Here is a 13560-nt window from a genome sequence, read left to right on the forward strand (position 1 = left end):
CGGGCGTCACAAAAGCATAGCTTGGTCGCCCTAGTGGCGGATCGTTGTCGAACGTTTGTTTTTCTTCGTCGCGACGGCGGCCTCCCGCTCCTCCCCCGGGCAGGGATCGCCTCGACCCTCGACGGGCTGAATGGGCGCTCGACAACATCCCAAAACACTTCGGCTCGCGAGGGTGGGGGCACCCCGCGCGTCGCCCGATGGATGGTCAAAAAATGAAACGTCTCCTCCTCGGCGCCTCCAGCGCCATCCTGGCCTTGGCGGCGTTGCCCGCCGCGGCCCAGACCGCTTCCGAACAGCAAGCCGCGCATCAGGCCTCGACCCTCGACGACGTCGTGGTCACCGCCCAGCGCCGCGCCCAGAACAGCCAGGACGTCGGCATCGCCCTGAGCGTGATCGGCGGCGAGGAGCTGGACGAGAAGGGCGTCAACGTCGTCAACGACATCGAGAATGTCGTGCCGAACATGGAAGTCGACAGCCAGTTCGGCAGCGGCCAGCCCAGCTTCCGCATCCGCGGCATCGGCACGCGCGAATACTCCTCGAACAACGCCTCGACCGTCGGCATCTATGTCGATGAAGTCGCTCATCCCTACACCGTCACCACCCAGGGCGCGCTGTTCGACATCGCCCGGATGGAAGTGCTGCGGGGTCCGCAGGGCACCCTGTACGGGCGCAACACCACCGGCGGCGCGGTGAACATCATCACCAACGCCCCGACCGCCGACCTGCGCTCGGGCTTTACGGCCGAGTACGGCTCCTATGACCGCTACAAGGTCGAAGGCTATGTCTCGGGCCAGATCGCGCCCGGCCTGCTGGGTCGTCTGGCCGCCGTCACCGAACAGGGCGGCGCCTGGCAGTACCATCGCACCACCGGCGAGCGCCTCGGTGATCGCGACAAGACCGCCGTGCGCGGCCGCCTGACCTGGGATGCGACGCCGGACGTCACGGTCGATCTGTCGGCCACCTATATGATGGACCAGTCGGACGGCCTCGGCTTTCGCCTGCGCAGCGCCTATCCGGTCTTCGACGGCAGTGTGACCTATCCGGCGGACACCGCTCGCCGCATCACCGGCTGGCAGCTGTCGCCGGCGATGGCCGCCGTCTCGGGCCGCGCCCTGGGCTCCAAGCCGGGCCGCGACAATGACGGTCTGGATCTGAGCGCTCGCGTCGAGGCCGACCTGGGCTGGGCCACGCTGAACACCATCACGGCGTACCAGACCTTCAGCCGCTCGGAATACAATGACTGGGACGGCACGCCGGCGGCGGAATCGGACGTCTATTTCTATAACGATCTGACGGCCTTCTCGCAGGAAGTCCGCCTGTCGAACCAGATCGGTCGCCTGGACTGGATGGTCGGCGCCCACTATGCGGACGAGAGCATCGACGGCGGCTTCTACACCGAGTTCCGCGGCGCCAACCGCGAACTGATCAACACCCCCTATGACCAGTCGGTCGAGGCCATGGGCGTCTTCACCCACAACAGCTTCGCCCTGACGGATCGTCTGAGCCTGATCGCCGGCCTGCGCTACGAGAACGAGGAGCGCACCCTGACGACTACGGGCACGCGCCGCCTGAACCTGCCGGTCGGCCCGGAGATGACCTACGACACCTCGCTGTCGGAATGGACCGGCCGCTTCGGTCTGGAATACGACCTGGCCGACAACGCCCTGTTCTACGCCGGCGTGGCGCGCGGGGTGAAGTCGGGCGGCTTCACCACCTACAACGGCCAGTCGCAGACCCCGTTCAAGCCGGAAGTCGTCATCGCCTATGAGGCCGGAATCAAGTCGGACCTGTTCGACAACACCCTGCGGGTCAACGGCGCGGTCTTCTTCTATGACTATGAGAACCAGCAGATCCAGGGCACGGAATACAGCCGTGAGACGGGCCAGCTCGGCAAGATCACCAATGTGCCCAAGTCCGAGATCTACGGCGGCGAGATCGAGCTGCTGTGGACCCCGATCGAAGGCCTGACGATCAGCCAGAATTTCGGCTACAAGAAGGGCAAATACACCGAGTATTTCGCCATCGACGCCGCGGCCACCAACGCCGCCAACCCCGTCGACGGTCCGTGGGACATCATCATCTCCAACGACCGCTCGGGCGAACCCCTGCAGTTCCCGAAGTTCAACTACGGCGGTTCGGTCGCCTATGACTGGTCGATGGCCGGCTTCGACTGGCGCGCGGAGACCAACTACAACCAGCGTGACGGCATCTACAACGCCGCCTCGGCCTCGGTCCTGCCGGGCTACTGGCTGTGGAACGCCAACTTCAGCATGGGGCCGTCGGACGCCAACTGGCGCGTCAGCCTTTATGCGCAGAACCTCTTCAACACCGAGTACGAAGAGACGCGCAACAACTTCAACGGCGGCGCCCGCCCGACCAGCTCGCCCAACCAGGGCCGCACGGTCGGCATGCGCCTGTCGATGGACTTCTGATCCCCGTCGCCTGATCCGGCGGGCCGGTTTTCCGGCCCGCCGGCCTTCTTCTCCCGATGCTCCGGACGCCGCCGATGTCTCTGCTGATCCCCTCCCTGAACCGCCGCGCCCTGATCGGCGGTCTGGCGGCCGCGCCGGTGGTGCTGCAGTTCGGTCGCGCCCATGCGGGCGGCGCCTATCTGTTCCCGCTCGGCGTCGCCGCCGGCGATCCCTGGCCCGACGGCTTCGTCATCTGGACCCGGCTCGCCGCCGACCCGATCGCGCCGGACGGCTTCGGCGGAATGTCCGGTCCGGTTGACCTGCTGTGGGAGGTTTCGGCCGACGAGACCTTCACCCACATCGCCGCAGGCGGCAGCGCCACCGCCGACGCCTCCAGCGCCCATGCGGTCCATGTCGAGGTGCAGGGCCTGCGCCCGGGCCGTCCCTACTGGTATCGCTTCACCGCCGCCGGCCAGCAGAGCCCGGTCGGCACGGCTCGCACCGCCCCGGCCCCGAACGCCCATGTCGACCGGCTGCGCCTCGGCGTCGCCTCCTGCTCGAACTGGGAAGTCGGCCATTTCAGCGCCTATGGCCACATGGCCGACGAGGCGCCGGACCTGACCCTGTTCCTGGGCGACTACATCTACGAGTACAGCCGCACCGGCGAGCGCGCGGCGTCCAACGTCCGCAACTACGGCTTCGAGGAAGCCACCACCCTGGCCGGCTACCGAAACCGCTACGCCCTGCACCGGACCGACGCCGACCTGCAGCGCCTTCATGCCGCCGCCGCCTGTCTGGTCACCTGGGATGACCATGAGGTGCTGGACAACTACTCCGGGATCTGGCCGAACAAGGACGCCGAGACGGTCAGCTTCGTCCAGCGCCGCGCTTCGGCCTACCAAGCCTTCTACGAGGCCATGCCGATCCGCCGCACGCGCGTCGACGCCATGCTGCAGATGCCGATCTACAAGCGCATCCGCTATGGCCAACTGGCCGAGTTCTACATGCTGGACGGGCGGCAGTACCGCTCGCGCGGCGCCTGCACCGTCGAGGGCGGCGCCAGGGGGCAGATCGTTCCCAACAGCCAGTGCAGCGACCGCCTCGATCCCTCCCGCACCTTTCTGGGCTTCGATCAGGAGACCTGGCTCTACGACGGTCTGGCGCGCACGGACGCGCGCTGGAACATCCTAGGCCAGAATCTGGTCATGGCCGGGCTCCGCTTCGAGAACCGCGGCGATGAGACCCGCTACTGGACCGACACCTGGGACGGCTTCCCCGCCGCGCGCGACCGCATGACCCGCGCCTTGCAAACGCTGAAGCCGAAGAACCCCGTGGTGCTGGCGGGCGACTATCACTCGTTCTGGACCAACGACGTCCTGCTCAACAGCGAGGACGAGACCTCGCCCGTGGTGGCGACCGAGTTCGTCGGCACCTCCATCACTTCCGGCGGTCCGCCCTATGACGGGCTGATGGGCGCCATGCACGCCAATCCGCACATCAAATTCTTCGACAGCCGGGTGCGGGGCTACATCTCCATCGACGTCACGCCTGACCTGATGACCACCCGCTACCAGCAGATCAGCGACCCCCGCGATCCGCGCGCCGCCCTGTCCACGCTGAACACCTGGGTGGTCGAGAGCGGCCGTCCGGGCGCCCAGCTCGCCTGATCTTCACAGTGCCCAGAGTCTCCATGCCTGTTTCCTTCTCCGCCCGCCTTCTGGCCGGCGCCGCCCTTGCCCTTGCTCTCACCAGCTGCGCCACGACCGGGCGACCGGCCGCCACGGCTTCGGCGGAGGCCCCGACCTTCTGGATCGGCTTCCGGGACCACCCCCACGGCTATCTGGACAAGGACGCCGCCCCCAACGCCGCCAACTTCCTGCCGCCGCCGCCCGCGCCAGGCTCGCTGCGCGAGCAGGACGACACCGTCCAATACCGCGCCACCCGCGCCCTGAAGGGCACGCCGCGCTGGGCGCAGGCCGCCGCTGACAACGAGATCGAGACCCCCTCGGCGCCGCGCATCTTCAACGAGGCTCTGGGCATCGAATTCGTCCCGGAACAGATGCCGACCCTGACCCTGCTTCTGGGCCGCATGCTGGGGGATCTGGAGACCATCCAGACGCCCGCCAAGCGCGGCTACTTCCGCCAGCGTCCGTTCGTCGTCGAACCGGCGGGCACCTGCTTCCCGCCCGAGCCCTGGCTGGGACAGAGCGGGTCCTATCCGTCAGGCCACACGGCCCTGGGCTGGGCCTGGGCGCTGGTGCTGGCGGAGATGGCGCCCGACCGCGCAGACGCCATCCTGGCGCGGGGCATCGCCTATGGTGAAAGCCGCATGATCTGCGGCGTCCATTACGCCAGCGACGTGGAGGCCGGTCGCATCGTCGGCGCCGTGATCGTCGCCGCGTTGAAGGCGAACCCGGAGTTCCAGGCCGACTTCGCCATCGCCGCCGAAGAGCTCCGTCAGGCGCGTCGGACCTCCCGCTGATCGAAGAGGGCTGAGTGGTCCCGGTGCTCGAAGACGCGCTGCTGGGCTTCGTCAACTCGTTCGAGCCGGGTGTTCAGGGTTCGCATGCCGGTGGATCTTCAAAATGACCAAGGACATGATCAAGAACCTGGCCGTGGCGGGTGGACTGATCGCCGTAGCGCTGGCCTCTGCCGTCGCGCGCCCGCCCGCCTTGCTTCGATAGGCCGAGGGGCGGGGCGCTGATGTCCCGCTCGATGCGACGACGGCAGATGGCGTGGAACTGGCTCTTGCGCAGCTTGACGCGGGTGGCGGCGCGGTGCTGGCTGCCCGCCTTGACCACGGCGGCTGGTCGGCCAACATTGTCGGCTCCCTGACCGCGAACAGCGTCACCGTGACCACGCCGGCCCATGCGGCGGGCGCCGTCGATGTGGTCGTCTCGACGTTCGGCGGGACCGCCACCCGGACGAACGGCTACACCTATGTTGTGCCGACCCCGGTGGGCAGCGTGATCGCGACGGTGCTGCCGTTGGGGCGGCCCGAACGTCCGGCGCGGAGACCGCGCCGGACGACGCCGGACGTTCAGATGCGTCCGCTCTCGGACCCGCGGTAAGTGTCGTCGCCGGACGCGACGCTGCCGGTCACCCGGGTCGTCACGGTCGTCGTGAGCCGCCCGTCGGCGCCGTACGACAGAGCCTGGACGTCCAGCGTCATGGTCGGTCCCGCAAGCAGGATCGCGCCACAAGCGAGGATGGGAATGGGTTTTCGCAAAGGTCCCTCCTTGGACTAATCCACCCGGTATGGGTGGGAAATAAATCCTACAATGCCGATGCGTCAAAAGCGGACGTATCGAGGATTCCAGACCTGTAAATCTTGCAGCTGATCTCGACGTGCCATGCGCGCACTCAACCCCAAGTGGGAACCACGCCTGCACAGGTTCTGCATGCCGCCTGCGCCGAAGCTCCCCCGGGCGCCCCGCACCACTGGACGGGCGCGCGCGACAAGGGAGACCTCAAACGAGAGGAGCCCCATGTTCGGTCGCCATCCATTTTCCCGCGCGTCGTTCTGGCTGAAGGCGGGTGTCGCGGTGCTTCTGGCCCTTCTGGCCGACGCCCTGCTGTTCCAGTTCTTCCCGTGGGGCTCCGTTCTGGGCGGCTTCGCCGGAGCGTGGGTTGTCGGGGTGCTGCTCGCGCGGCGTGGTCTGGCGCGCGACCGCAGGGCTTTGCTGGCCCTGCTGGCGGCGATGGGCTTCGCCGGAGTGATGGTCGAGCGGCCCGGTCCGCTGCCCTGGCTGATGTTCGGCCTGTCCCTGACCGTGGCGGCCCTGTCCGCGCGGGTGCAGTCCGGTGAGCCAGCCTGGCGCTGGGTTCAGCGGCTGTTCGTGCATGGGGTGGTCTCGTTGGTCGGGCCGATCCTGGATCTGGTGCGTCTGTCGCGACTGAAGCGACGTCGGCCGGCTCGCATCTCTCCGCTGGCGGTGCTCAAGGTCGCCGCCCTTCCGGTGGTCGGCGGTCTGGTCTTCCTACTGCTGTTCGCCAGCGCCAATCCGCTGATCTCGGATGCACTGGACGCCGCCCGCGTCCCGGCGCCCTCGGTCCAGACGGTGCTGCGGCTGATGGGCTGCATCGTGGTGGCGGTGATGGTCTGGACCACCCTGCGGCCCCGTTGGCATCGCAAGCTGCTGGCCCTGCCGTCGCTGGGTCAGCGCGCCCTGCCGGGCGTAAGCACCGCCTCGGTGATCCTGTCATTGATCGTCTTCAACGCCCTGTTCGCCCTGCAGAACGGGCTGGACGTCGCTTTCCTGTGGAGCGGCGCGCCCCTGCCGGGTGACCTGACGCTGGCGGCCTATGCGCACCGGGGGGCGTATCCCCTGATCGCGACCGCCCTGCTGGCCGGGCTGTTCGTGCTGGTCGCCCTGCGTCCCGGATCGGAGACGGCGCAACGGCCGCTGGTTCGCACGCTGGTGGTGCTGTGGGTTGGGCAGAACATGGTGCTGGTCGCCTCGTCCATTCTGCGCACAGCGGACTATATTGAGGGCTATGCCCTGACCCGTTTCCGGCTTGTGGCCATGGTCTGGATGGTGATGGTCGGTATCGGCCTGCTGCTGATCTGCTGGCGCCTGCTGCGGGACAAGGGCGGCCACTGGCTGATCGACGCCAATGTCAGGCTGGTGCTGACGGTGCTGGCCGGGCTGAGCCTGATCGACACCGGCGCGATCGCCGCGTCCTGGAATGTGCGTCATGCCCGCGAGATCGACGGTACGGGCGCCGTGCTCGATCTCGGCTATCTGCGCAGGCTCGGCGAGCCCGCCCTGGTCTCGCTGGTGGAGCTGGAGCAGGCGACCGACGATCCGGTCCTGAAGGATCGCGTGGCCTCCGTCCGGCAGGAGGTCCTGAAACAGGCGCGGGGCGACGGCGGGAACTGGCGTGGCTGGAACTGGCGCCGGGCGCGGCGGCTGGCGCGGGTCGAGGCGCTGGCGGCGCGGGCACCGTTGCTCCGGCCGCTGCCGGGCGAGCGGCTGCCGGATGGCCATCTGGCCCCGCCGCCGCCGGCCCCGGAAGCGCCGCCCGAGGCGCTGCCGTCGCCGGACCTGACCACAACCTCCCCGTTGACCTCAGTCCCCGGAGTCTGAACATGGCGATCATGCAGCGCACCGTCCTGGTGGTCGACGACGACCCCCACATCCGTGATCTTCTGACCTTCGCCCTACGTAAGGCGGGACTGGCCACGCGCGAGGCGGGGGACGGGGAGGCGGCCCTCGCCGATCTGGAGGCCCATCCCTCCGATCTCGTGGTGCTGGACATCAACATGCCGCGCATGGACGGGATCGAGGCCTGCCGTCGCCTGAGGGCCAAGGGCGACACTCCGGTGCTGTTCCTGTCCTCGCGCGACGACGAGTTCGACCGCATCCTGGGCATCGAACTGGGCGCCGACGACTATGTCACCAAGCCGTTCAGCCCGCGTGAGGTGGTGGCCCGGGTGGCCGCCATCCTGCGGCGCACGGCGCGGACGCCCGCGCCCCTGCCCGCCGGGGCGGTGACCCACGGCAAGCTGTCGCTGGACGCCGAGGGCTGGCGCGCGGCCTGGGCCGGAGCCGAGGTGCCGCTGACGGTGACCGAGTTCGCCATCGTGCGGGTGCTGGCCGCCCAGCCGCGCATGGTCTTCACCCGTGACGCCATCATCGACCGTGTCCACGGCCCCGGCTTCGCCATGACCGACCGGACCATCGACAGCCACGTCCGCAACCTGCGCGGCAAGTTCGCGGCGGTGGGCGGCGGGGATGTGGTCGAGACGCGCCCCGGCCTCGGCTACCAGCTGGGACCCTGCCTCGGCGCGGCGGCGTGACGGGCGAGCCCGGCCGCTTCCGCCTGTTCGTGCGGCGTCACTGGCCCGCCCTGCGGCTGCGCACGATCCTGCTGTCGGTGCTGCTGTTCGCGGCCCTGCTGCCGGGCTTCGCGGGCATCTTCCTGCGTGTCTATGAGAACACCCTCGTTCGCCAGACCGAGGCGGAACTGATGGCCCAGACTTCGGCCCTCACGGCGACGGCGGAGGCCCTGTGGCCGGGTTCGACCCTGACCGTCCCGACCGACGCCCAGCGTCAGACGCCGGGCTGGTATCACCCCGAGGGGGCGACCATCGATCTGGGCTCGACCCCGGTCCTGCCAGCCCGGCCGCCGGTGAAGCCCGCCGGGGCGCCCGATCCGGATGCGGTAGCGGTCAGTAATCGGCTGGACGCCATCATGCAGGAGACCAGCCGCACCACCCTGGCCTCGATCATCTTCCTCGACCGTAACGGGGTGGTGGTCAGCGGCTACGGGCGCGGCGGCAGCTGGAGAGACATCCCCGAGGTCCGCGCGGCGCTCTCCGGGCGGATCGGCACCGTCCTGAGGCGTAACGACGCCTATCACCCGCGCTATTCGATGGAGTGGGTCAGCCGGGCGTCGGGCCTGCGCATCCACCATGCTCGCCCAGTGGTGGTGAACGGCCAGGTCCAGGGGGTGGTCCTGGTCTCACGCTCGCCCCGCGCCCTGTTCAAGGGCGTCTACCAGGACCGCATCAAGATCGCGCTCGGCATTGTCGGGGTGCTGGGCTTCATCGCCTTCCTCGCTGTGCTGGTCTCGCGCGGCATCGCCAAGCCCATCGAGCGGCTCAGCCGGGTTACGCGCGAGGTCACCGCCGGGGGCGGGGAGGTGCCGCCGCCGCCTTCGACCGCCGCCATCGAGATCCGCACCCTGTACGAGGACTTCGGCGTCATGGCCGAGGCCATCGACCGCCGCTCCCGCTACCTGCGCGACTTCGCCGCCGCTGTCAGCCACGAGTTCAAGACGCCGCTGGCGGGCATCAATGGCGCGGTCGAACTGCTGCAGGATCACGATGACATGGAGCCGGAGGAGCGTCGCCGCTTCCTCGGCAATATCGCGGCGGACGGACGGCGCTTGTCGGCGTTGGTCACCCGGCTGATGGACCTCGCCCGCGCCGACATGGCCCGGCCCGAGGCGGGCCTGTCGGTCGACCTGCGTCCGTCCCTGCTGAAGGCCATCGACGCCGGATCGCCCGAGCTGGCGGTGACGCTGGAGCTGCCCGACGACCTGCCGCCCGTCGCCGCGCCCGAGGCGACGCTGGAGGTGGTGGTTTCGACCATGCTGGAGAACGCCCGTCAGGCGGGGGCGACCTCGGCGCGGGTCGCCGCCCGGGTCGCGGGCGAGACCGTGATCCTGTCCATCACCGATGACGGTCCGGGGATCACCCCCGCCGACCGTCAACGCATCTTCGAGCCCTTCTTCACTACCCGCCGCAGCGAAGGCGGGGCCGGGCTGGGCCTGTCCATCGCCCGCGCTCTGCTGGCCGCCAATCAGGCCACGCTGGACCTGGTGCCGTCAGAGGGCGGGGCGGTGTTCGAGATCGGTCTGCCGAAAGCCTAGCGCCATTTCGATCCGTCGCCGTGCTTGCCGACGCTTTCCCACTCGGGCGGGGCGGCCTTGTGCACGAACTGCTCGGAGACCAGCCAGCCCTTCAGCGGGCGCAGCACGGCCAGACAGCCCACGACCAGCAGGGGCATGGTGACCACGAAATGGACCCAGACGGGCGGGTGGACGCTGAATTCGAACCACATGAACAGGGCCATGCCGACGATGCCGACCAGGCTCATGCCGAAGAAGGCCGGGCCGTCCGCCGGGTCGGCGAAGCTGTAGTCCAGGCCGCAGTTCGGGCAGTTGTCGCGGATCTTCAGGAAGCCGCGCAGCAGCGGACCTTCGCCGCAGCGCGGGCAGCGGCAGCGCAGGCCGGTCTTCAGGGTGCTCAGCGGCGGATAGACGGGGTCGCTCATGGCGTGTCCGGTTCCTTGATGGACGGCATGTCGGCTCGCGTCAGTATGCTCGCAACCCGGGCTGTTTGTCGCGGTGGGCAAATTGCCCAAGGGGGAGCGGGTCCGGTCACTATCGGTTAACCCTGCTTAAAGAGCCGTCGCGCGAGTATGCGCGCGTATGTCCGGGGCCCGTTCCAGCCAGCGCCTGTTGAAGTCGACCGTGGCGGCCGCCGCGGCCGGCGCGGTCGTGCTCGCCCCGCTGGCGCCGCTGTACGCCCAGGAGGCGGGCGGCGCGGTTCTCGATCCCGTCACCATCCGCATCGGCGCCAACGAGGCCTTCACCCGGGTGGAGTTCGCCGGGGTCATCGGCGCTCGCTCCCAGGTCCGGCGCGAGGGCCGCACGGTCGTCGTCCGCATCGGCGCGACCGCCGCTCCTGACATCTCCCGCCTGCGCGTCGATCCGCCCAAGGGCGTCGAGAAGGTCGAGACCCGCGCCGTGCGCGGGGGCACCGAACTGGTCCTGACCCTGGCCGAGGGCGCCGATGTGCGCTCCGGCGCCGCCGATGGCGCGGTCTTCGTCAATCTCTACGCCCAGGCCCCCGAGGCGCCCGCCACGCCGGTCGCGCCCGCCCGCGCGGTCACCGTGCCGGTGGTCTCGCACGTCAGCCCGGAGAAGGTCAGCCTCGACTTCAAGTGGGACCAGTCGGTCGGCGCCGCCGTCTTCCGCCGGGGCGACGCGGTCTGGGTGGTGTTCGACACCCCCGCCCGTCTCGACATGGACGGCGCCAAGGCGCTGGGCCCGGTGACGGGCGCGCACTGGACCGCGGGTCCGGATCACGTCGCCGTCCGCATCGCCGCCCCGCGCGCGCTGCGGGTCTCGGCCGTCTCGAACGGCGCCACCTGGACGGTCAGCCTCGGCGGCCCCGCCGCCTCGGCGGGCGGCGTCACCGTGGATCGCGATGACACGGGCGCGCCCGCGCTGGTCGCCCGCATGGCCGGCGCCACCCGGGCCATCTGGCTGACCGATCCCATGGCCGGCGACCGCTTCGCCGCCGTCACCGCCCTGGCGCCCGGCAAGGGCTATGCGGACAGCCGCCAGAGCCTGGACATGACCCTGCTGCCGACCGCCCACGGTCTGGCGGTCGAAACCCTGGTCTCCGACCTCGCGATCAAGGCTGACGGCGATCTGGTCACCCTGACCCGTCCGGGCGGCCTGACCCTGTCGCCGCCCTCCGCCACGCTGGAGAGCGCCAGCGCCGAGCCGGGCGCGCCGGGCAAGGCCAAATACCCCGGCCTGATCGTCGAGGGCTGGGAGAGCACCGGCCACTCCACCTTCTCCGCCCGCTATCGCGAACTGCAGGACGGCGCCGCCGCCGAGGCCGCGGCCGCCGGAGACAATCCCCGCGCGCCCATCGAGGCGCGCATGGCCCTGGCCCGTTTCCTGGTCGGATCCGGCCTGTCCTACGAAGCCATCGGCGTGATGAACGCCATCGTCGCTCAGGCCCCCAACATGGCGGGCGAGCCCGAACTGCGCGGCCTGCGCGGCGCGGCCCGCGCCTCCATCGGGCGTCTCGACGAGGCCCAGAGCGATTTTGCCTCCTCCGCCGTCGCGGGCGATCCGGCCTCCGCCGTCTGGCGCGGCTATATCGCCTCGAAACAGGGCGACTGGGCCGCCGCCCGTCAGGCCTTCTCCGCTGGGGCCGGGGCGGTCGATGATTTCCCGCCGATCTGGCGCGCCCGCTTCGGCGCCGCCCATGCCGAGGCCGCCCTGGAGAGTGGCGACCCCGAGGCCGCCCGCGCCCTGCTGGCCTATACCTTCAGCCAGAACGCCCCCGCCGTCGACCAACTGGCCGCCCGCAATGTACAGGCCCGGCTGTTCGAGCAGGACGGCATGACCGACCGGGCGCTGGCCGTGTACCGCGCCGTCGGCCGCGCCCCGCTGGACAATGTCGCGGTGCCCGCCAAGCTGGGCCTGATCCGCCTGTCGCTGGAACGCGGCGCGATGAAGCCCGACGAGGCGGCGCGCGAGCTGGAAGCCCTGCGCTGGCGCTGGCGCGGGGACGCCACCGAACTGGCCGTCATCCGCCAACTGGGCAAGCTGTACCTGTCACAGGGCCTGTACCGCGAGGCGCTGACGGCCCTGAAGGGCTCGGGCGGTCGCATGAGCCGCCTGCCGGGCGCCGCCGACCTGTCGCTGGACCTGACCAACGCCTTCCGCATGCTGTTCCTCGAGGGCGGCGCGGACGGGCTGCAGCCGGTGCAGGCGCTGGGCCTGTTCTACGATTTCCGCGAACTGACCCCCATCGGCGCCGACGGCGACGAGATGGTCCGCCGTCTGGCCCGCCGCCTGGTCGACGTGGACCTGCTGGATCAGGCCGCCGAACTGCTGAAGCACCAGGTCGACAGCCGTCTTGAAGGCGTCGCCAAGGCCCAGGTCGCGACCGATCTGGCCACCATCTATCTGATGGATCGCCAGCCCGAGAAGGCGCTGCAGGCGCTGTGGAACTCGCGCACCACCCTGCTGCCGACGGCGCTGAACGCCGAGCGCCGGGCGCTTGAGGCGCGGGCCCTGATGAACCTGGGCCGCTATGACCATGCGCTGGAAGTACTGGGGACCGACGCCTCGTCGGACGCCAAGGCGGTGAAGGCCGAGATCTTCTGGAAGCAGGAGAACTGGGGCGGCGCCGCGGCCCTGTATGAGGGCGCTCTGGGCGAACGCTATCGCAACGGCGGCGCCCTGACCCAGGATGAGGAAGCGCGTCTGATCCGCGCCGGGGTCGGCTATTCGCTGGCCAGCGACGGGGCCGCGCTGGCCCGCCTGTCGCGCAACTATCGCCCCTATGTGCCCGCCGCCCGCTCGAAGGTCGCTCTGTCGATCGCGCTGGAGGGCCTGAACGGCACGAGCGGCACGGTCTCGCCCGCCGACTTCTCCACCCTCAGCGCCTCGGCCGACACCTTCGCCGGCTGGGTCAATGAGATGAAGGCCGAGCTCAGACAGAAAACGGGCGGGAATCGCCCTGCGACTCCCGCCCGTTCCTGATCAGTCCGGCGACGAAGGTCGCCGAATGACTTAGCCGTTGACGGCGTCCTTCAGCGGCTTCGAGACGCGGAAGCGGACAGCCTTCGAGGCGGCGATCTTGATGGTCGCGCCGGTGGCCGGGTTGCGGCCTTCGCGGGCAGCGCGGGCAGCGGTGTCGAACACGCCGAGGTTCGAGATGCGGACGTCGCCGCCAGCAACCAGCGACTTGTGAATGTTCTTCACGATCGCTTCCAGGACGCGGCCGGCGTCGGCTTGGCTGACACCAGCGTCCTTGGCGACGGCGGCGATGAGTTCGGCTTGAGTGGTCATTGTGGGTCGTTTCCCGATTAAGTTCGCCCCGCGAGTC

At 69.6% G+C, this 13560-nt stretch carries 10 protein-coding genes; 8 read left to right on the top strand and 2 right to left on the bottom strand.

Annotated elements, in window-relative coordinates:
• The first annotated feature begins 212 nt into the window (after nucleotides 1-212).
• The 7 genes from ACTIEF_RS07880 (at nucleotide 213) to ACTIEF_RS07910 (ending at nucleotide 9791) form a co-directional block, all read left to right on the top strand.
• Nucleotides 213-2432, top strand: coding sequence for a TonB-dependent receptor (locus ACTIEF_RS07880; protein WP_439471581.1), 2220 nt, complete (start codon nucleotides 213-215; stop codon nucleotides 2430-2432).
• Nucleotides 2433-2506: 74 nt separating this feature from the next.
• On the top strand, nucleotides 2507-4078 hold the full coding sequence (locus ACTIEF_RS07885) for an alkaline phosphatase D family protein (protein ID WP_439471582.1): 1572 nt from the start codon (nucleotides 2507-2509) through the stop codon (nucleotides 4076-4078).
• A 23-nt stretch (nucleotides 4079-4101) separates the two neighbouring features.
• A complete protein-coding gene (locus tag ACTIEF_RS07890) occupies nucleotides 4102-4893 on the top strand; it encodes an acid phosphatase (RefSeq protein WP_439471583.1) in 792 nt (263 codons plus the stop codon).
• 253 nt (nucleotides 4894-5146) lie between these two features.
• Nucleotides 5147-5482 carry a hypothetical protein gene (locus ACTIEF_RS07895; protein WP_439471584.1) on the top strand — a complete coding sequence of 112 codons (336 nt, stop codon included), beginning with the start codon at nucleotides 5147-5149 and terminating at the stop codon, nucleotides 5480-5482.
• Nucleotides 5483-5899: 417 nt separating this feature from the next.
• On the top strand, nucleotides 5900-7501 hold the full coding sequence (locus ACTIEF_RS07900) for a DUF4153 domain-containing protein (protein ID WP_439471585.1): 1602 nt from the start codon (nucleotides 5900-5902) through the stop codon (nucleotides 7499-7501).
• A 2-nt stretch (nucleotides 7502-7503) separates the two neighbouring features.
• Nucleotides 7504-8214 carry a response regulator gene (locus ACTIEF_RS07905; protein WP_439471586.1) on the top strand — a complete coding sequence of 237 codons (711 nt, stop codon included), beginning with the start codon at nucleotides 7504-7506 and terminating at the stop codon, nucleotides 8212-8214.
• The gene (locus ACTIEF_RS07910; RefSeq protein ID WP_439471587.1) at nucleotides 8211-9791 is read left to right on the top strand and encodes a HAMP domain-containing sensor histidine kinase; all 1581 of its coding nucleotides are present in this window, start codon (nucleotides 8211-8213) and stop codon (nucleotides 9789-9791) included. Before ACTIEF_RS07905 ends, ACTIEF_RS07910 begins: the two co-directional genes overlap by 4 nt.
• On the opposite strand, the gene ACTIEF_RS07915 is transcribed toward ACTIEF_RS07910, so the two are convergent.
• Nucleotides 9788-10195 (bottom strand): DUF983 domain-containing protein, encoded by a 408-nt coding sequence (locus tag ACTIEF_RS07915; RefSeq protein ID WP_439471588.1) that lies wholly within the window; start codon nucleotides 10193-10195, stop codon nucleotides 9788-9790. The two genes, ACTIEF_RS07910 and ACTIEF_RS07915, sit on opposite strands and share 4 nt — an antisense overlap.
• Before the next feature lie 157 nt (nucleotides 10196-10352).
• Here ACTIEF_RS07915 and ACTIEF_RS07920 point away from each other — a divergent pair, with 157 nt between their 5' ends.
• A complete protein-coding gene (locus tag ACTIEF_RS07920; protein WP_439471589.1) occupies nucleotides 10353-13214 on the top strand; it encodes a tetratricopeptide repeat protein in 2862 nt (953 codons plus the stop codon).
• A gap of 30 nt (nucleotides 13215-13244) precedes the next feature.
• Here the strand turns inward: ACTIEF_RS07920 and ACTIEF_RS07925 are convergent, their stop codons facing one another.
• A complete protein-coding gene (locus tag ACTIEF_RS07925) occupies nucleotides 13245-13523 on the bottom strand; it encodes an HU family DNA-binding protein (RefSeq protein ID WP_439471590.1) in 279 nt (92 codons plus the stop codon).
• Nucleotides 13524-13560: the final 37 nt, after the last annotated feature.

It is taken from the genome of Brevundimonas sp., from assembly GCF_051858995.1.
Taxonomy (GTDB): domain Bacteria; phylum Pseudomonadota; class Alphaproteobacteria; order Caulobacterales; family Caulobacteraceae; genus Brevundimonas.